The organism is Desulfoconvexum algidum, assembly GCF_055382125.1.
This window is the reverse complement of sequence record NZ_AP042394.1, coordinates 5,118,060-5,135,790: the sequence shown is the minus strand read 5'-3', so window position 1 is coordinate 5,135,790 and position 17,731 is coordinate 5,118,060. Positions and strand designations below refer to the sequence as shown.

The following is a 17,731-nucleotide window of genomic DNA, read 5'->3' as shown; positions in this document are numbered from 1 at the left end:
GTGATATCAAAAATGGGGTTGCAGATCTGTTCCATGAGGAGTCCAAGGGGAATCTGGTTACTGCTTGGGTGATATCCGGCATAAAGGCGGCATGAACTTATCTTAGGCTTTCTTATGGAACGTGGGAACCTGTCGTTCCGATGTTAAGGGAGAAATCCAAGTGGAAGCCCCACAAGGATGAGAGTACCAATGCGGAGCACAGGGGCGGAGCAACTCGTAGTAGTGATGAAGGCACTGTAATGGGGCTGGAGCAAAGGGGTTGCGTCGTTCAACTTTTAACATAAGAACAACCCGAAAAGGGAAGGATTCTGTTGGAAAAAGTAAAGTCGTTTAATATCTCAAAACGTCAAGTTTGGGAAGCGTACAAATGCGTAAAAGCGAACCGTGGAGGTGCTGGGATAGATAATCAATCCATAGGTAATTTTGAAGAAGATATTTCCAATAACCTCTTCAAAATATGGAATCGGATGTCTTCCGGCAGTTATTTTCCTCCACCAGTTAAGCGTGTAGAGATACCAAAAGGGGATGGTCGAATGAGGCCCCTTGGTATACCGACTGTGGCAGATCGTGTTGCCCAAATGGTTGTGAAACAGTATCTTGAACCGCTACTGGAACCTCACTTTCACCCAGACTCGTATGGTTATAGGCCGAACAAGTCTGCATTGGATGCAGTGGGGCAAGCACGCAAAAGATGCTGGCGATATAATTGGGTATTAGATCTCGATGTCAAAGGATTTTTCGACAATATTAGTCATGAACTCCTGATGAGAGCATTAGTAAAGCATACCGACTGTCGCTGGATACTTCTGTATGTTGAACGGTGGCTTAAAGCCCCAGTTGCAATGTTGGACGGATCACTTGTTTACCCTGAAAAAGGAACTCCGCAAGGAGGAGTGGCTAGTCCTTTGTTGGCAAACTTATTTTTGCATTATGTGTTCGATAATTGGATGCAGCGGAAGTACTCTCATGTTCCCTTTGAGCGTTATGCCGATGATGCTGTTTGTCACTGCCGAACTGAATCTCAAGCCAACCAATTGAAGGCTGATTTGGAGGAACGGTTTGGTAATTGTGGATTGGAGCTTCACCCTGAAAAGACAAAAATAGTTTATTGCAAAGATGGGGATCGTAAAGGAGAATATCCTGTTATGAAATTTGATTTTTTGGGATATACATTTCGTTCCAGATTATCAAGGACTCGCAGGGGAAAATTCTTTGTAAGCTTCACGCCAGCGATAAGCAACAAGGCGGCAAAAGCAATCAGGCAGAAAGTACGTAGTTGGAACTGGCAGTTACGGCCAGGGGACACGCTTGAAGATTTGGCTCGAGAATGTAATTCGATAATTCGAGGCTGGATTAATTACTACGGGCGATTCAATCCTTCTGCAATGCTTGGGATTCTCGATCATATAAACTGGCGCTTGGTGCGTTGGGCAACCTGTAAATATAAGAAACTCAGGGGGCGTCAACGGAAGGCAACCAGATGGTTGAGGAAAATTGCTGAACATCAGCCGAATATTTTTGTCCATTGGAGTGTCTTGTATAAAAACGGCTGAGCGATAGGAGCCGTATGAGTCGAGAGATTCACGTACGGATCTGAGAGAGCCTGAGGGGGAAGTTCCCTTGGGCTACTCAACTGGGGGAGGCGCCGGGTAACCGGTGCCTCTACCCGGACCCCTCAAGCCTTTCGCCAGCGCCTTTCCCGGGCCAGAAGCCGTGTTAGAAAATTCATGCAGAAAAATTGCGGCCTTATCAATGAAGAAAAGCCCTGCCTCTGTGAGCGGTTGGCGCCGGCTGCCGTTAAAACCGGTTGGATCAGGCCGAAAAAATTATTGTTTGCAACCCATGAACAAAGGTTTCCAACAGAAGAGTTTGACAAATCTTGTCTCCATGAGCTGGATGAGCTGAACCGGATTGCCACGCTTTTTCGCAGCCATCCGGATTATGCGGCCCCAAAAACCTTCATGGAAAACATAAAAGGCCTGGTAAATTCAGACAATTTTAACTTGTTTCAATACCCATAGGGAGAATAGAAAAATGAACCCGGAATTATTGGCCCCCTGCGGTCTTTACTGTGGCGTTTGCGGTGTGTACATGGCAAGCCGTGACAACAATGAAAAATTAAAAGGCAAACTGGCCAAGGCATATGGGGTTACCCCGGAACAGATCGTGTGTAGCGGCTGTCTGTCAGACAAAAGATTTGTTTATTGCCAAACCTGCGAAATTCGGACCTGCGCCATGGAAAATAACCGTGACGGCTGCCATCAATGCGACACATTCCCCTGCAACTTAATTGATGAATTTCCAGTTCCAGTGGGCAAACAAGAGATTCTCCGGTCTGTTCCTGCCCGGAAAAAACAAGGGACCCAAACCTGGGTAAAACAAGAAGAGGCCCGCTATGAATGCCCCCAGTGTAAAACTCCTCTCTTCCGGGGTGCCAGGCGTTGTTCCAATTGCAAGGCCCTTGTGGAAACAGTGTAACAGACTGATAAAAAAAATAATTTCGAAGTGATCACGTACCAGATTATAAAATTATTTTATCCAAAGGGGTGCCGGTCCTGGCACCTCCATCCATCTTCCATTTTCCATAACACCCAGGCCAGTGAAAGGGATCTGCCTGGTTTGACTTGTCATGGGTGAGTATGGTAAAACCTCGATCGTATTGAAACAAAAGGCAGGTTCGCAAAGATGAGCAAAAGATTCTGACAATTTACCGTGGAAGATAATACAAGGATAAAATTTGGCAGAATGAAAATAAGATTTGGCATAACAAGCAAGTTGCTGATGTTGTTTTTCGTCCTGATTTTTATCTTTTATGGCACCCTGCTGGTATTATTTATCGATATTCAAAGATTAAAGGAAACATCCCAGCAGATTATCAGCATCAATAACCAGGTCGCAGCGTTATCAAAGGGCATGCAAGATAACCTCATCAGCATGGATGTGAACCTTAAGAAATTTAAGCTACTTAAAAAGAAGGTGTATCTGTCCTATTTTGAAACAGCCCAAAATGATTTTTGTGAGGGGCTGGACAAAATTATAAAACTCAATGCCCCCACATATCCAGTTTCCAGCCAATGGGAATGGCTCCGTAAAAGTTTCAAAGACAACGCCAACACCTCAAGTCGCCTGGAATCTGCCCAGGAATCGTCAGTCTGGGTTGAAGACAGCTTGATGAACAAATGGATGGAGGGTATTTCAACTGCCAGAAAAGAGAATCAAGGGCAAATTGAGCAGGCACTTATTCGAATCAATGACCTTGGCAGACAAAGCGCTAACAAGAGTTTGATCGGGATGTTGGTATCCCTTTTTGCCGGTATCCTGGGGGCAGTTTTTATCTCCAAATCAATGATAGGACCCATAAAAAAATTAAAGCACGGGCTAAACGATATTTCCAGGGATCATTATCATCGAATTGAAATCAATTCCCAGGATGAGTTCAGTGAACTTGCCGCAGCTTTTAATAATATGAGCAGACAGCTCAAGGAGGATGAGGATATCAGATCCGATTTCATTGCCATTTTGAGTCATGAAATCAGAACACCGCTTTCTTCCATCCGGGAATCTGTGAACATGATAATTGAAAAAGTTCTTGGGCCTGTTAATGATACCCAGAGGAAATTTTTAAAAATTGCCAGTTCGGAAATAAGCAGAATAAACGATCTTCTTGACCGTCTTCTGGATGTCTCCATGTTGGAATCATATTCAGGAAAAATTCGTCCCGAACCCATTGATCCCAATCAGCTGCTTGGGGAAGTTTCCAATAGTTTAATCGCCAAAGGAAAAATCAAGGATGTTGCCATCCGATTGCACAAACTAGGTGATGCGCCAATGGTACTGGGTGTAAAAAAGGAGATCATTCAGGTATTGCTCAATATTGTTTACAATGCCGTAAAATTTTCCGACACGAACAGTGTTGTGGATATCCATGTATTGGACCAAAAAAATAATAAGGGCCTCACCTTCAGAGTCTCTGACCAGGGCCCTGGAATCCCTGAGGAAGAGCAGTCCTTGATTTTTAAAAAATATTACAGGGCAAAAGAGGTAAGGGATCATATGGATGGCGTGGGGCTTGGATTGAGTATCTCCAAGCGGATAATCCATGCCCATGGCGGCATCATTTATATGGAAAACAACAAAGGGAGAGGGTGTTCTTTTTTTTTCACCCTGCCCACAACAAATGAATCAATAACAACCCAGGGAGAAAACAGATGATACCGGTACCAATTGGTAAAACCACCATCTCCAAAGGATTTTCTCGGGGGTATGGATATATTTTGCTATTGTGTTTTTGCTTGACCCTATCCGGGTGCTACCTTGGGAACCAGCCGGGGAAAAATTACGCTGAAATAAAAACACTAAAATCAGGGGAAACCGCATTTTTCAAAGAAGAATACACCCGGGCAGATGAAATTTTCACCTTGATTGCAAACCAAAGCAAAGATCCTGGTATTCAAAACATTGCCCGATACAATCTTGCCTGTACAAAACTTATCCAGTCTGAAACCCAGGAAAAGTTTACCGAGGCAATGGCATTATTAAGCCAGTGGCATCCTGTAAAATCTGCTAATAACCCCATTGAAAATCCCCTGCTTGTGATACAAACTCTTAAAAAGATAGCCGATGCAAACAAAAAATACCAATTGGAAATTTTGGAAAAAAATCAAGCGATGGACACCCTTCTTAAAAAGGAAAACACAAAAATTTGTCAATTGGAAAAATTGATTAAAACCCTTCAATATCAAATTTCAGAACTTGAAAATATTGACCAGGAGATTCAGGAAAAGAGGAAAGCCAATTGAACGAGGTGAACATATTAATTGTCGATGATGACCCCAATATACTTGAAGTCCTTGATGCCAGGCTTACCGCTGCAGGGTTTCAGGTCCATAAAGCCGGTAGTGCAAAGGCCGCGGTTCAGATACTGAAGAAAGTGCCCATAGCTCTTATGATTTCAGATATGAAGATGCCTGCCATGAGTGGCATGGACCTTCTTGCTAAGATGCAACAGATATTGCCCGATCTGCCGGTTATTTTTTTAACGGCCTATGGCACCATACCCGGTGCCGTAAATGCCTTAAAACAAGGTGCTGTGGACTATATTTCAAAGCCCTTTGACGGCAGGGAGTTAATCATCAAAATCCATGATATCCTTGCCAAGCAGCAACCTGTCAATCATCAATCTGCAAATCACCAACCCGCCAATCACCAACCCGCCATTGATCAATCCGGTTCCGCCGGGATCGAAGAAAACTTTTATTGGGGTAAAAGCCCGGCCATGAAGGCCCTTTACCAGATCACCAAGAAGGTGGCCGCAAGCAATGCAAATGTCCTTATCCTGGGGGAAAGCGGTGTCGGCAAGGAATGTATCGCAAAATACATACACCAGGACAGCTTGAGAAAAGACAATCCCTATATTGTTGTCGACTGCGGCTCGACGCCTGCCGGAATATTGGAAAGCGAACTTTTCGGTCATATGAAAGGATCTTTTACCCATGCGGTTCAAGACAAAACAGGTCTCATTGAAGCCGCGGAAAAGGGCACTCTGTTTTTAGATGAAATCGGAAATATTTCACAGGAGATGCAGAGCAGACTGTTAAGATTTCTTGAGGACAAAAAAATTCGACGGGTTGGCGCCATAAAAGAAATTTGTGTTGACTGCAGAGTGTTGTCGGCAACAAATGCGGATCTTCTAGCGGATATTGCAGACGGAAGGTTTCGCCAGGATCTATACTATAGACTCAAGGTTGTCACCCTTACCGTCCCGCCATTGAGGGAAAGACAAGAAGATATTTTGGAACTGGCAGATTTTTTTGTCGCCAAATATACCAGGGAACACAAGCTTCCCCAGGTGACGCTTGCCGATAACACCCTTGAACTATTGCTAAATTATCCTTGGCCCGGCAATATCAGGGAATTGAAAAATGCCCTGGAAGCCGGCATTGTCCTGTGCAAGAATCATAAAATTGCGCCTTCTGACCTGCAGTTGGAAACCCGGGAACAAACACCGTCCATATCCGAAGACAGTCTTTCCATTGAGGACAGTGAAAAAAACACCATCATTCGTGCCCTTAAACAAGCCAACGGGGTACAGAAAAAGGCGGCGGATCTTTTGAAAATCAGCAGAAGATCCATACATTACAAAATAAAAAAATACGATATCATCGTATCTGAATTTAAAAACTGAGTAAAAAAGTAAAAGGGGAGAAAACCCAAACTATAGTTTCTCCCCTTTTACGGTCTAAAAGCTTGTTAATTTGAGTGGGTGCTTATTTTGTCTCTCGTATCTTGGCAACAAGAATTGTGTCGGCAATATCCCCTTTTATGAGTTTTCCATTTACCGTTACCGTTTTCCCTACCAGGTCCTCAAGTTTTTCACCTATCAATAAATAGGCGGCATCTTTTGCCATCAGGGTAATTCCGCTTTCTGTATTTACAACCATTCCCGCATACTCCTGGGTTTCCATTTCACCGGATTTTGCCTGACTGCTTGCCACAGTATCCTCAGAAATCGTTTTTGCCGTAGCAAATGTAAGACCTGCCATTCCAATTAACCCAATAGCCAATACCGCTGTTAGAAATTTTTTCATCGTTGTTACTCCTTTTAAAAGTATATTAAATGCCATTATAAATTTTTCAAACAAACCAGATCATTTCAAAACCGTGCTTGTTGAAAAAGCCAACCCAAGGGTGGATACCTTCCACCGTCAAAGGGATAACGACCTATATAGCAACCCCCATGCCATAACAGTAACTATCTGTTTTAATAAATGTTATTATGATGGCGGTAGAATTCTACACAGGCGTTAAGTTACGAGAACATTGCCCCGGGTTACAATTTTTGCACCTTTTTTAAAAAATCAGGGAATCTTCGATTGATTGACATTCGTTGTCTTGCCAAGGAGCCGGGATATTGGTATAAAACAGTTTTCATAAGAATAGAACTGGAGCCAAGTGGAGTGAGTAAATTGGAAATAGGTGATCATCCGGGCAGGTTCCTGGTCCTTGAGGGGATCGACGGATCGGGTAAAAGTACCCAGATGCAGCGGATTCATAAGCGGTTGATAGAAAAAGGGATTTTGGCGGTCTCCACCTTTGAGCCCACGGACGGCCCGGTGGGCTCTTTGATTCGAAAAATGCTGTCCGGCAGTGTTGAGACAGACCAGCTCACCATTGCCTCATTGTTTGCAGCGGACAGGACCGATCATTTGCTGAATCGGGCAAATGGGGTCAAGGCAATGGTGGACCAGGGGCAGGTTGTCGTCTGCGACCGGTATTATTTTTCTTCCTATGCCTACCATGCCCAGTATATGGATATGGACTGGGTGATCCAGGCAAACGCCTTGAATGCCAAGATTCTAAGACCTACGGCCACCTTGTTTATTGATGTGGATCCAGATATCTGTATTGAACGGATCCGGGCCAATCGTGATTCTTTGGACATGTATGAAAAGATTGATATCCTAAAACGGGTCAGGGATAATTATTTTCTGGCCTTTGAGCGACTTAAGGATCAGGAAAAGGTAATAATTGTTGACGGCAATGACCTTCCGGACCGGGTGGAAAAAAATATCTGGAAAATTGTACAGGATTTATTGTAAACTCAAATGTGCGACAAAGGCCAGGTTATGAATAAAAATGATATGAAAAAAATCTGCATTATTGACGGCCAGGGCGGCGGCATTGGATCTGCCGTTATCAAACGGATCAAGGAGCGGTTTGGAGAGTCCATAGAGGTGATCGCCCTTGGTACCAATGCCATTGCAACGGCTCAGATGCTCAAAGCAAGGGCAAACAAAGGGGCGTCGGGCAGCAATGCCATTGTGCAGACGGTTAAAAAGGCCGATGTTATTATCGGTCCTGTGGGCATTATCATGGCCCATGCCATGATGGGGGAGGTTACCCCGGAAATGGCAGAGGCGGTCTGTCTTTCCCAAGCCAAAAAAGTATTGTTGCCCCTGACCCAGGAAAACATCTCCATTGTGGGGGTGGCAGGATTGTCCCTGCCCCTTTTGGTGGATGAACTCATAGAATCCCATTTATCTTTTTTAGACGAGGAGTAAAAAAATCATGTGTGAAGCAAGTGCATATATAATGGAAGCAGAAAAAGAAGTATTGGTTATGGAAGCTGTTGACAAGGTTGAACCCGAAGAGGATGGGGTTCGTCTGGTGTCTATTTTTGGTGAACAAAAATTTATCAAGGGAAGCATCCATTCCCTTTCCCTGGTGGACCATAAAGTATACATTAAAACCTCAAAATAGGGTGGATTCCACTTTTAATGCATAAACCCGTCGGTATTTTTTAAATGTTTAAGAAATGCAACAAATGCGGTTATCAATGGGAAACCAGAGATGATTTCTTATCTGATAAAACAATTCGGGTGATTGGATATCAGGTTTTTTTTGAAGATCTGAGATTGGGTATGTTTTTGTTCAATCACTCGTGCAATACCACCATAGCGATCAATGCCGATTTACTGCTGGATTTGTATGACGGCCCCTTCTTCTTTGATAGAAAACCTGAGGGCAGGGAATGCCCTGGGCGCTGTTTGAATATAAATATATTGTCGCCTTGTTCGCCTGAATGCAAATGCGCTTTTATCAGTGAAATCATTCAGGTTATAAAAAATTGGGGTGTAAACAGATGATACTGTGTTCAAACTGCCCCCAAACAGCTGCTATTGAAAAACAAGAAAGCAGAGTATCATTATAAGGGTTGGTATAAGGGCACTTAAAAACAGCCCTCCAGGGGAGATGCCGTTTCCAAAATGTTTTTTTAACATTGCCTGACCCGCTGGATTGGGTGCATTGGCAATTACAGTCAAACCACCGCCAGAGACAGCTCCGGCCACAACGGCATATTTTAAACTATCGGTAAATCCGGGGACCAGGGTACTTAAAAAGGTGATGGCGGCATTATCGTTGAACGCAGTTAAAATGGTTGCTGAAAACATCAGTGATATGTCATTGAGATTACCTAATAACGGCTCAATCCACCACCCCTGAACGCCGCCATGGATCACCAGTCCCCCCAGAAAAAAACCGACTAAAAGCGGTGGCTTGAGGTCAATCTTGTTCTGGTAGGGTATGGTGACTTGGGAAAACCCAATGAAAAACAATAACCCCGGAATAAAGAGGGCGGGGTGATGTGCATTGTAAATTGTCCAGACCATGAACAACACATGGACGATCATGATCCATGGGGGGACGTCATCATCCCGGTTGTCCCATTCCGGATCAAGAATAATCGGTCGTTCATGTTCAGGCATTAATCCGGGTATTGTTTTTCGCATCTCCCGCCGTTGAATTTCATCAAACCTTTGTTCATAGGCCGCTCTTGCCAGATCAATATCAATTCCTTCGGAAGCAAAGGCAGCCTGATGGCGGTCTATAATGATCTTGCCGATATCTTTTTTCATTTTTTGGGACCTGCGTTCAAATTCACTGGCAAATCCAAGCTGATCTCCCAGCACATTTTCCAGTTTATCAAACTCAGCTTCAAGATCTTTCTGGCGCATATATTTTTTTTGAATTTTATCCTTTAACGTAAACAGGGCGAATTTTTCCTGGAGTTGTTTTAATTCAAATCGAAAAATCAAATAGTAAAGAGTGTTTGCCAAAAGGATGCCCAACCCGGCTTTCCAGCCAAAGTTCAGGAACATATGTCCCATACCCCAATCCCATTTCCCTGCAACCATAAGAACGGGGGGGGCCGCAAAATGTGAAAATGTCCCTCCCACTGAAATATTTACAAAAAGAAGTCCGATGGTCGCATATTTAAATTTTTCACTGGGCTCTAACGCATAAAATTTTGAAGATAATAAAAGTGCCGATATGGTCATGGCAGCCGGCTCAGTGATAAAAGAACCTAAAATCGGTCCAATGGTGAGAATCGTAAACCACCAGGCTGTTAGGGTTCCGCCAAAAAGGTTTGCAAATTTCCACATGAAAAATTCAGTCAGTTTTAAAATAGGCCGGGTTGATGCAAGGGTCATGATCACAACGACAAACATGGCCTCGGTGAAATTGACCGTGTGACTGATGTAAGTGACGACTGTTGTCCAGTCATAAAAACCGATAATGGTAAAAACAAGAGCTGCCGCCCAGATACCAAAAACCGCCTCAACTTCACCCAGGAAGTGAAGCAGTTTTGCCCCGTGGGAAACAGAATATTTGCCGGCCTGTCCCTTTGTTATCTTATGTGCATGTTCAGTTTCCCATTTATGTGAAACAGCAATGAATTTGCTTGTTAAAAACGTATGGATGATTGCCAGAAAAAAAATAAGCGTTGCAAGCACATTGAACGGCACCTTGATTGCCCGGGACTTTAGTATTGCAAAAATGCTAAGGCCACTGTCTCCATAACTTTCAAGGGCAGGTGGGAATGCCAATGCCTCCGGGGACAAATGCCCTCCTGCTGCGAACACGGCATGTGTGAAAATAATGCTTCCTAAAAATATCATTACGATGGTTTTCATTTTACAAGCATCCTTTTTTTTCGGAAAATATGTCCCGTAATTTTAAATTATGGGTGTATATTCGGCTGACAATCTTGATTCCGTCTTACCGCAATCGTTTGTACGAATAAATCAGGTCTATGGTTTCGCGTTTCCATGATTGTATTCTTGAATCAAAAAAAATGCTATTATAATAGGATAAACTTTTTTTTGTAAATTTATTTTTTAGGCCTGATACAACGATTGTGGAATTCTGGGGGGTGAGAATCAATGATCTGTTAGAGAAAAAGCAGACATTTTTTCTTGATTCATTAATGAAAGAGAAAGAGGAAGAAGATCAGTGGATAAAAAAAAGAGAGCAACACCCATGAATGAAAATGTCCAGCATCCGTCCTTTCCCCGTCTGTTTGCTCCTCTGGACCTGGGTTTTACCACCCTTAAAAACAGAGTGTTGATGGGATCCATGCACCTGGGACTGGAGGAACTTCCCAATGGGTTTACCCGAATGGCGGAATTTTATGCCCAACGTGCCCGTGGCGGAGTGGGGCTTATCGTAACCGGTGGCATTGGCCCCAACAGGGAGGGGGCGGTTCATGCAGATGCGGCATTGATGGCCTCGGCCCAGGACGTTTCAAACCATCGAATTGTGACCGATGCGGTCCATGCGGCAGATGGAAAGATTTGTATGCAGATACTTCACACAGGCCGTTATGCGTTTAATCCTGATGCGGTGGCACCTTCGGCGGTCAAGTCGCCCATCAGTCCATTTTTGCCCAGGGCGTTGACCGATGAAAAAATTGAGCAGCAGATCCGGGATTTTGTCCAATGTGCATTGCTGGCAAAGGATGCCGGTTACGATGGCGTTGAGATAATGGGCTCTGAGGGCTATCTGATAAACCAGTTCATAGCGCTGCGTACCAACCAGAGAGAGGATCGGTGGGGAGGGGATTATCAGAATCGAATCAGGTTTCCCAAGGAAGTGGTTCGCAGGGTACGTGAAGCGGCGGGCCCTGATTTTATTATCATTTATCGGCTGTCCATGCTGGATTTGGTGGAGGGGGGCAGTTCTTTAGATGAAGTGATTACCCTGGGCAGAGCCGTCGAGCTGGCAGGGGCAACTCTCATCAACACGGGTATCGGCTGGCACGAAGCACGTATACCCACCATCGCCACCCGGGTGCCCCGGGCCGCCTTTACCTGGGCCACTGCCAGGGTGAAGGCTGCGTTGAAGATTCCCTTGATCACGTCCAACCGGATTAACATGCCGGATGTGGCAGAACAGGTGCTGGCAAGGGGGGATGCGGATATGGTTTCCATGGCACGTCCGTTTTTGGCCGATCCTGGGTTTGTCTGCAAGGCCGCGGAACAACGCACCGATGAGATCAACACCTGCATTGGCTGTAACCAGGCCTGCCTGGATCATATCTTTGCCGGCAAATTGACCAGTTGCCTGGTGAACCCAATGGCTTGTCATGAAACCGAGTTGTTGATTAAACCAGCCCAGCAGTTTAAAAAAATTGCAGTGGTGGGTGCCGGTCCTGCCGGCATGGCCTTTGCCACGACCGCCGCAGGCCGTGGTCACATGGTTACCCTGTTTGAAGCCGCTGGGGAAATAGGCGGTCAGTTTAATATTGCCAAGCGGATTCCGGGGAAGGAAGAATTTCATGAGACCCTTCGTTATTACGGCCGACAAATAGAACTGACCGGTGTAAAATTAAAGCTCAACAAAACGGTTACAGGGGAAATGCTGGATCAGGGGGATTTTGATGCAGTGGTACTGGCCACCGGCATCATCCCCCGCAAACCCATGATTGATGGTATCGATCATCCCAAGGTATTGACCTATATCGATGTTGTGAACGGTGTTGAAGTGGGCAAAAAGGTTGCGGTCATTGGCGCCGGTGGTATTGGTTTCGATATCTGTGAAGTTCTGATTCATCAGGGGCCGTCCATTGCCCAGGATATACCCTCGTTTATGGCCGAGTGGGGAATCGATATGTCTCTTACGGCACGGGGCGGAGTAGAGGGGGTTAGGCCAAAGTTTAAACCCTCCCCCCGGGAGGTCTATCTCCTGCAGCGCAAAACCGGGAAAGTGGGGGACAATCTTGGAAAAACCACCGGTTGGATTCATCGCATGGAATTGACACGCAAGGGGGTGGTAATGTTTTCCGACTGCGAATATAAGCGGATAGATGATCAAGGGTTACACCTGCTCAAGGAGGGTAAACCCACACTTTTGGCGGTGGACAATGTGGTCATCTGTGCAGGCCAGGAATCCAATCGGAAACTGGTGGATCAGATTACCCATCTGCCGGTTCAGATTATCGGTGGTGCAGACACGGCATCTGAGCTGGATGCCAAACGCGCCATAGACCAGGGTACAAGGTTAGCGGCCAAGTTTTAATTCACACTCCGGGGTAATGGCAGTCTGGTGAAAAGCGTGGGAAGGTGTTTTTAGAGACTCCTGAATTAATGAAATATTGTTGATGAAAAATTTATAAAAAAACATTGACACATTAATGAAAAAATGGTTGGGTATATTGTTTTTAAAACGTCTCTTATTGTCTTCTCTTACTGTCTTCTGTTTAATATGAATTTTCGCACAAATGATTTCAAACATTTATTCAATCCTATTTTAAAAACAACTATATCAAAATAAGTTACATCAAAATAAGTCACAGGATAGATATAGATGGCAGAGATAAATCAAGAAGCATTTGAAGATTTGGAAGTATCTCTTGGTGTTTTGATACCGGAAATAAATGACCCTGATATTGAACTTATTTGGAATGTTCATCCCCGGAAATTTTTAACTGCTGGAATAGGTGGTTTTGTGGGGATTGGTTCTGAAGCCAATAGTGAACTTTTTGGGTGCAGGATTGATGCTCAGATATTGGTATTCATAGAAGCCGGTGGTCGGAGTGAACTGAATCAAGCTGCGAGTATTGTCATGAAATCCCTTCTTGGAGCAAAGAGAAAAGATACGGTTGAATTGGGTATTCAAAAGATCTGGCTGAAAGAAAACGGGAACGTGGCGGAGAAAGGAAGTGGTAACAATTTAACGGTTTCACAGACGCTTACCTTTGAGATACTCTATGAATATGTTGTCCATCCTGACGCCAGTGATGAAGTGATCGAAACAATTTCGCAAAATATTCAAATAGGTAGCTTATAAAGCTACCTATTTTTTTTATTAGAACGCTGTATTTTAGATGATTTTTGACTTTATTTTTTATGAGGGACAATTGTTTGAACACTCGTTTTAGAAAATGTATTAATCAGGAGGTGAAGGCATGGCCGAAGATCAATTTGCAGAACAAATTATACCGGGAACATATGTTCGGGTTCAGGCCGAAGGGCTCATTTCAGCGGGTGGTATTTCTGCTGGAAATATCGGTATTGTGGGAACCGCTGCAACCGGAACCGGAAGTACAAAAGTGTTGTCTGATTATGAATCAGCCCGCACTGCGTTTGGAATGTACGATGCGTATGATGATGGCAACGGAACACTTAACTTAACGCGAAGCCTGGAGATTCTTTTCAGAAGCGGTGCCAGAACGATTTATGCATACGGTTTGGCAGCCGGTTCATCAGAACCTGATTTCGCAACCGGGTTTAATGAATTGTTAAAAGATAATGTGAATATACTGGTTGCACCAGAGTTAACAACAGATCAGGCCAATACCTTATTTGGCAGTTTGGTTGACACTGCGGAAGCAGCGGGTCGAGACACGATTGCGGTGATTGGTGCGGATGAAACCGGTGCATCAGCGATTGCAGGGCAGGTGGTTTCGAATAAAAGGATTGTGATGACTGCACCCGGGATAGTGACGTTTGATGCAGTCGCACTTCCAAAAGGCGAGAACGTAACCCTCAGTGGGATATACAGTGCCGCGGCAGTGGCCGGACTTATCAGCAGTTTAGCAGCCCAGTCAAGCCCGACGAATAAAGTTGTCCCAGGATTAACCACTCTTGGTACTAAATTTTCCTATGGTGACATGAAAATATTAGTGAGTGGCGGCATTTGTGCCCTTGAAGACCGGCGTGGAATACGTGTGGTTCGTGGCGTTGGTACCCAGGCGTCGGAAAATGGTGCATTCAGTCAGATTACGACGCGTAGAATTACTGATTTCGCGAAAGCCGGTATTCGGCAGGTCTGCAATCCATTTATTGGAAGACTGAACAATCTGCGGGTTCGAAAAGCAATGGAAGGCGCGATTGATGGATTTTTGACGACAATGGTACAAGACGAAGCACTTACTGAGTATCAGCTTGAAGTTGTGGCCACACGGCAGGATGAAATTGCAGGTCGGGCAAACGTCAATATTGTATTAAAACCGACCTTTTCCATTGATTATATTCGAGTAACTTTATCATTGCAGTAGGAGGCAACCATGGCGAATACAAGTGTTTTTACAGGTGCAGACGGTTCAATCACCTTGTCGACACCGGAAGGCATCGAAGGCGAAAGTGCTCAGGGTGTAATTGATTCATATGAATTGATTTCAGTCGGGCGTGTTCAAGGCGTAAAAATGATAGTAAAAACAGACGTAAAAGCATTTCATGAAGTAGGCCAGCGATATGCAACTGAATTGCGACCCGGAAATGTTCATATCTCCGGAACCATCGGTCGGGCTATGATCAACGGCGCAATGTTAAAACTGTTGCTGGGTGAAGCTGCTGAAGCGAGACCTTCGGCAAGCTGGGCACAACCGTCTTTTAATATTACATTGATGGCAGAAAATGCTGCAACACCGGGTACCCGGAATACAATGACGCTTCATGGCGTAAAAATTGATTCCTGGACATATGATATGCCGGAGGATGATTTTTTAATGGAATCCGTCAGTTTTCAGGCACTTTTTATGACCACTGGGGATGAAGCTTAATGATGTTGACTGCCGAAGATTTACTTGCAGGCGCTAAATTGACCTATGATGTTAAATTGTCAGCTGAAGTGTTAACGCCCGGAATTCAAAACCAAAATGACAATACATCTCATAGTATTAAGCTTAAACCCTTAACGGTGAGTGATTTACAGACCATTTCACGCGCTGCAAAGGAGAGCTCGGATCTCCTTGCAGCGCTGATGGTTCAGCAATCTTTGGTGGAGCCGAAAATGAAAATTGCCGAGGTAATGGCAATGCATGTGGGTCTGTTGGAATTTATTCTTGCCAATGTGAATAGAATCAGTGGGATTGAAACAGAACCGGATCAATTTTCAACTGCCATGGAAGCACCACTAACCAAGGCTGCTTTTATTTTGGCCCAGGAGTTTGGATGGACACCAGAGCAGATTAATGATCTTACACTGGGACAGATTCTTCTTCATTTAAAGATGTTGGAAAAAAATAGTTAAGGAATTGAATATTTAATGGGTAAGGTAACGGAAGAAAATTCAATCAGGCGTGTAAAAAAAATGATACGTCGATTAAATACGGCGCCAGGTGCATTAACAGCACAGACGGTTGCATTCAATATTTTCAGACAACTCAATGACCTGGAAATAGCCTTGGTCGATTATTCTCCTTTTCATGTATTGGAGTGTCAATATGCTCAAAAACAAAACGAAAACGCTACGATAATCTCAACATCAGAACCTGTTTCTGAAATTGAACAAAAACCTGTAATATCAAAAAAAAGACCCACATTTTTAAATGATGATAAGGCTACTTGCGCAAAACAGAACAAATTAAAGCAAGATGCAACGATAAAAACGGTGGGACTGATATCAGATGATCTGTTAAATTATTCGGAAAATAGATCAAAGGCGGTTGATAGAGAGAAGAAGACAAACGATACCAAGGAGAAATTCAATCTGCTTGAAACTGCGTATAAAAATGATTCTGAAAAGGATACGAATAAAGCAAAGAGGGTATTTAGTTTTAAAAAAATCATAGGTCAGGATTTAGGTAAGATATTAGAAGAAGATTATCCGAAAAGGACTCAAAAATTTTCAGTACCCGACACTGTTCAGTTGAAAAATTCGCCAAATTATTTAGATGACAATTTGGGCGAGCGTTTGAATAAAACACTGGGTAATATTTCAGGATTATCTATGAGTAACGCTCCTATGGAAAGGTTATCTGATGCAAAAGAATCCAAAGGCAATCAGAACAATGTATTTAAATCCATGGATGAATCATCAGAAAAATTGCTATCTTCCTTGTCAATAAGGCAATCTGACAACATAGCGGGTGAACAATTATTTGAAAATACGAGGGTTAACCAGGATCAATCAAAAATCATCGTTCAAAAAGGTCATCATAACAGCTTGATAAAAATTCAAAAAGGAACAGCTGTTTCATCCATTGAACTGATTGAAAATAGTGTGATGACGATTGAACGTACCGGGAAAAAAATAAAAAACGAAAAAAGATATCAGACCCGTGAGACAGAGAAAAATACTAAGAAAACGGATAGTTCCCATAATGTTGTATCCGATTTGTCAAAGACCGACCTAGGGCAGGCCAGAAGCAATGAATTGGAAAGAAATATGTCCAATAACCAGAATCCAATGATCGAACAACTTAAAACCGGGCCCAAAGATCAAAAAGATCCGGTGCGGCAAATGCATTCGGTTTCTTCACCGGCAGCATCAGGCTCACAATCTCTTACATCGATTGTTACAGATGAGCTTATACGCCAGGCCCGGCGATATGGAGTAGATATAAGATGATAGTAAAACCGGTATTGGGCGACTGGGAAATCCCAAACATCGAATCAATTCGATCCCTTGAGAGTCGATCTTTTGTGGAGCTGCCGGTGCCCGGAAAAGGTGGCAATCTATTCCAGGATATGAATGCCGAACCCGTCCGTATCGCCATTTCAGGGAGTCTTTTCGGTGATGAAAAACGGGATACATTTCTGGAAACACTCCGGGAAAAATTTACTGAGGGAGAACCGGTCACATTTGTGGCGGATATCATTACTGCTACCAGTGTACAATACGTTGTCATTGAGCAACTTTTTATAGAAGAGAATGCAAATGTGCCGGATCAAACAAATTATCAATTGATTATTCGGGAAAGTCCGCCACCGCCGCCTTCAACAAATGCCTTAGCTGATCTGGATGCCGGCTTGTTAGATGGTGTTGACGGATTACTTGATTCTGTTACCGGCGCTTTGGATGTGATTGACGGCATCCCAAGCATTCCAAACCTGCAGGATCCGACAGCCCCTTTGGCCGGTGCGCTGAACGAGGTTGGGGCAGCGGTTTCTGAGCTGAGTGGTGCTGTTTTAGCTATTACCGATTTATTTGGGGGAAGTGATTAACG

At 44.0% G+C, this 17,731-nt stretch carries 18 protein-coding genes; 16 read left to right on the top strand and 2 right to left on the bottom strand.

Features of this window, described 5'->3' with window-relative positions:
- Positions 1 to 311 precede the first annotated feature (311 nt).
- The 6 genes from ltrA to ACZ45G_RS23185 all read left to right on the top strand — a co-directional run bounded on the left by ltrA (position 312) and on the right by ACZ45G_RS23185 (position 6,184).
- Positions 312 to 1,553, top strand: a complete 1,242-nt coding sequence (ltrA, locus tag ACZ45G_RS23210; protein WP_464172888.1) for a group II intron reverse transcriptase/maturase — start codon at positions 312 to 314, stop codon at positions 1,551 to 1,553.
- 174 nt (positions 1,554 to 1,727) lie between these two features.
- Positions 1,728 to 2,021 (top strand): hypothetical protein, encoded by a 294-nt coding sequence (locus ACZ45G_RS23205; protein WP_464172887.1) that lies wholly within the window; start codon positions 1,728 to 1,730, stop codon positions 2,019 to 2,021.
- Between the two features lie 13 nt (positions 2,022 to 2,034).
- The gene (locus ACZ45G_RS23200; RefSeq protein WP_464172886.1) at positions 2,035 to 2,478 is read left to right on the top strand and encodes a DUF3795 domain-containing protein; all 444 of its coding nucleotides are present in this window, start codon (positions 2,035 to 2,037) and stop codon (positions 2,476 to 2,478) included.
- A 267-nt stretch (positions 2,479 to 2,745) separates the two neighbouring features.
- Positions 2,746 to 4,212: a HAMP domain-containing sensor histidine kinase gene (locus ACZ45G_RS23195; RefSeq protein ID WP_464172885.1), complete on the top strand. Its 1,467-nt coding sequence runs from the start codon at positions 2,746 to 2,748 to the stop codon at positions 4,210 to 4,212.
- Positions 4,209 to 4,799 carry a tetratricopeptide repeat protein gene (locus ACZ45G_RS23190; protein WP_464172884.1) on the top strand — a complete coding sequence of 197 codons (591 nt, stop codon included), beginning with the start codon at positions 4,209 to 4,211 and terminating at the stop codon, positions 4,797 to 4,799. The genes ACZ45G_RS23195 and ACZ45G_RS23190 overlap by 4 nt, the downstream gene beginning before the upstream one ends.
- Positions 4,800 to 4,804: 5 nt before the next feature.
- A complete protein-coding gene (locus ACZ45G_RS23185; protein WP_464179999.1) occupies positions 4,805 to 6,184 on the top strand; it encodes a sigma-54-dependent transcriptional regulator in 1,380 nt (459 codons plus the stop codon).
- Positions 6,185 to 6,266: 82 nt separating this feature from the next.
- Here the strand turns inward: ACZ45G_RS23185 and ACZ45G_RS23180 are convergent, their stop codons facing one another.
- Positions 6,267 to 6,587 carry a hypothetical protein gene (locus tag ACZ45G_RS23180; protein ID WP_464172883.1) on the bottom strand — a complete coding sequence of 107 codons (321 nt, stop codon included), beginning with the start codon at positions 6,585 to 6,587 and terminating at the stop codon, positions 6,267 to 6,269.
- 369 nt (positions 6,588 to 6,956) lie between these two features.
- On the opposite strand from ACZ45G_RS23180, the gene tmk reads away from it, so the two are divergent.
- The 3 genes from tmk to ACZ45G_RS23165 are packed head-to-tail and all read left to right on the top strand — an operon-like array spanning position 6,957 to position 8,259.
- On the top strand, positions 6,957 to 7,598 hold the full coding sequence (tmk, locus tag ACZ45G_RS23175; protein ID WP_464172882.1) for a dTMP kinase: 642 nt from the start codon (positions 6,957 to 6,959) through the stop codon (positions 7,596 to 7,598).
- A gap of 27 nt (positions 7,599 to 7,625) precedes the next feature.
- Positions 7,626 to 8,060, top strand: a complete 435-nt coding sequence (locus ACZ45G_RS23170) for a DUF3842 family protein (RefSeq protein WP_464172881.1) — start codon at positions 7,626 to 7,628, stop codon at positions 8,058 to 8,060.
- Between the two features lie 7 nt (positions 8,061 to 8,067).
- Positions 8,068 to 8,259 carry a CooT family nickel-binding protein gene (locus ACZ45G_RS23165; protein ID WP_464172880.1) on the top strand — a complete coding sequence of 64 codons (192 nt, stop codon included), beginning with the start codon at positions 8,068 to 8,070 and terminating at the stop codon, positions 8,257 to 8,259.
- A 416-nt stretch (positions 8,260 to 8,675) separates the two neighbouring features.
- Here ACZ45G_RS23165 and ACZ45G_RS23160 read toward each other — a convergent pair whose 3' ends face one another.
- Positions 8,676 to 10,475 (bottom strand): putative Na+/H+ antiporter, encoded by a 1,800-nt coding sequence (locus ACZ45G_RS23160; RefSeq protein WP_464172879.1) that lies wholly within the window; start codon positions 10,473 to 10,475, stop codon positions 8,676 to 8,678.
- Positions 10,476 to 10,794: 319 nt separating this feature from the next.
- Here ACZ45G_RS23160 and ACZ45G_RS23155 point away from each other — a divergent pair, with 319 nt between their 5' ends.
- From ACZ45G_RS23155 to ACZ45G_RS23125, 7 genes are all read left to right on the top strand, one after another.
- Entirely contained in the window at positions 10,795 to 12,858 is a 2,064-nt protein-coding gene (locus tag ACZ45G_RS23155) for an oxidoreductase (RefSeq protein ID WP_464172878.1), read from the top strand.
- Between the two features lie 288 nt (positions 12,859 to 13,146).
- On the top strand, positions 13,147 to 13,629 hold the full coding sequence (locus ACZ45G_RS23150; protein WP_464172877.1) for a hypothetical protein: 483 nt from the start codon (positions 13,147 to 13,149) through the stop codon (positions 13,627 to 13,629).
- 118 nt (positions 13,630 to 13,747) lie between these two features.
- Entirely contained in the window at positions 13,748 to 14,839 is a 1,092-nt protein-coding gene (locus tag ACZ45G_RS23145; RefSeq protein ID WP_464172876.1) for a phage tail sheath C-terminal domain-containing protein, read from the top strand.
- 9 nt (positions 14,840 to 14,848) lie between these two features.
- Positions 14,849 to 15,343: a hypothetical protein gene (locus ACZ45G_RS23140; RefSeq protein WP_464172875.1), complete on the top strand. Its 495-nt coding sequence runs from the start codon at positions 14,849 to 14,851 to the stop codon at positions 15,341 to 15,343.
- A complete protein-coding gene (locus ACZ45G_RS23135) occupies positions 15,343 to 15,813 on the top strand; it encodes a hypothetical protein (protein ID WP_464172874.1) in 471 nt (156 codons plus the stop codon). The genes ACZ45G_RS23140 and ACZ45G_RS23135 overlap by 1 nt, the downstream gene beginning before the upstream one ends.
- A gap of 15 nt (positions 15,814 to 15,828) precedes the next feature.
- The gene (locus ACZ45G_RS23130; protein WP_464172873.1) at positions 15,829 to 17,133 is read left to right on the top strand and encodes a hypothetical protein; all 1,305 of its coding nucleotides are present in this window, start codon (positions 15,829 to 15,831) and stop codon (positions 17,131 to 17,133) included.
- Positions 17,130 to 17,729: a hypothetical protein gene (locus ACZ45G_RS23125; RefSeq protein ID WP_464172872.1), complete on the top strand. Its 600-nt coding sequence runs from the start codon at positions 17,130 to 17,132 to the stop codon at positions 17,727 to 17,729. The genes ACZ45G_RS23130 and ACZ45G_RS23125 overlap by 4 nt, the downstream gene beginning before the upstream one ends.
- Positions 17,730 to 17,731: the final 2 nt, after the last annotated feature.

Bases quoted from the DNA above. Each gene is read 5' to 3' on its own strand.
- ACZ45G_RS23200 (WP_464172886.1), top strand. From the start codon at position 2,035: ATGAACCCGGAATTATTGGCCCCCTGCGGTCTTTACTGTGGCGTTTGC.
- ACZ45G_RS23165 (WP_464172880.1), top strand. From the start codon at position 8,068: ATGTGTGAAGCAAGTGCATATATAATGGAAGCAGAAAAAGAAGTATTG.
- ACZ45G_RS23135 (WP_464172874.1), top strand. From the start codon at position 15,343: ATGATGTTGACTGCCGAAGATTTACTTGCAGGCGCTAAATTGACCTAT.
- ACZ45G_RS23170 (WP_464172881.1), top strand. From the start codon at position 7,626: ATGAATAAAAATGATATGAAAAAAATCTGCATTATTGACGGCCAGGGC.
- ACZ45G_RS23205 (WP_464172887.1), top strand. From the start codon at position 1,728: ATGCAGAAAAATTGCGGCCTTATCAATGAAGAAAAGCCCTGCCTCTGT.
- ACZ45G_RS23130 (WP_464172873.1), top strand. From the start codon at position 15,829: ATGGGTAAGGTAACGGAAGAAAATTCAATCAGGCGTGTAAAAAAAATG.
- ACZ45G_RS23150 (WP_464172877.1), top strand. From the start codon at position 13,147: ATGGCAGAGATAAATCAAGAAGCATTTGAAGATTTGGAAGTATCTCTT.
- ACZ45G_RS23145 (WP_464172876.1), top strand. From the start codon at position 13,748: ATGGCCGAAGATCAATTTGCAGAACAAATTATACCGGGAACATATGTT.
- ACZ45G_RS23195 (WP_464172885.1), top strand. From the start codon at position 2,746: ATGAAAATAAGATTTGGCATAACAAGCAAGTTGCTGATGTTGTTTTTC.
- ACZ45G_RS23140 (WP_464172875.1), top strand. From the start codon at position 14,849: ATGGCGAATACAAGTGTTTTTACAGGTGCAGACGGTTCAATCACCTTG.
- ACZ45G_RS23190 (WP_464172884.1), top strand. From the start codon at position 4,209: ATGATACCGGTACCAATTGGTAAAACCACCATCTCCAAAGGATTTTCT.
- ACZ45G_RS23125 (WP_464172872.1), top strand. From the start codon at position 17,130: ATGATAGTAAAACCGGTATTGGGCGACTGGGAAATCCCAAACATCGAA.
- ACZ45G_RS23160 (WP_464172879.1), bottom strand. From the start codon at position 10,475: ATGAAAACCATCGTAATGATATTTTTAGGAAGCATTATTTTCACACAT.
- ACZ45G_RS23180 (WP_464172883.1), bottom strand. From the start codon at position 6,587: ATGAAAAAATTTCTAACAGCGGTATTGGCTATTGGGTTAATTGGAATG.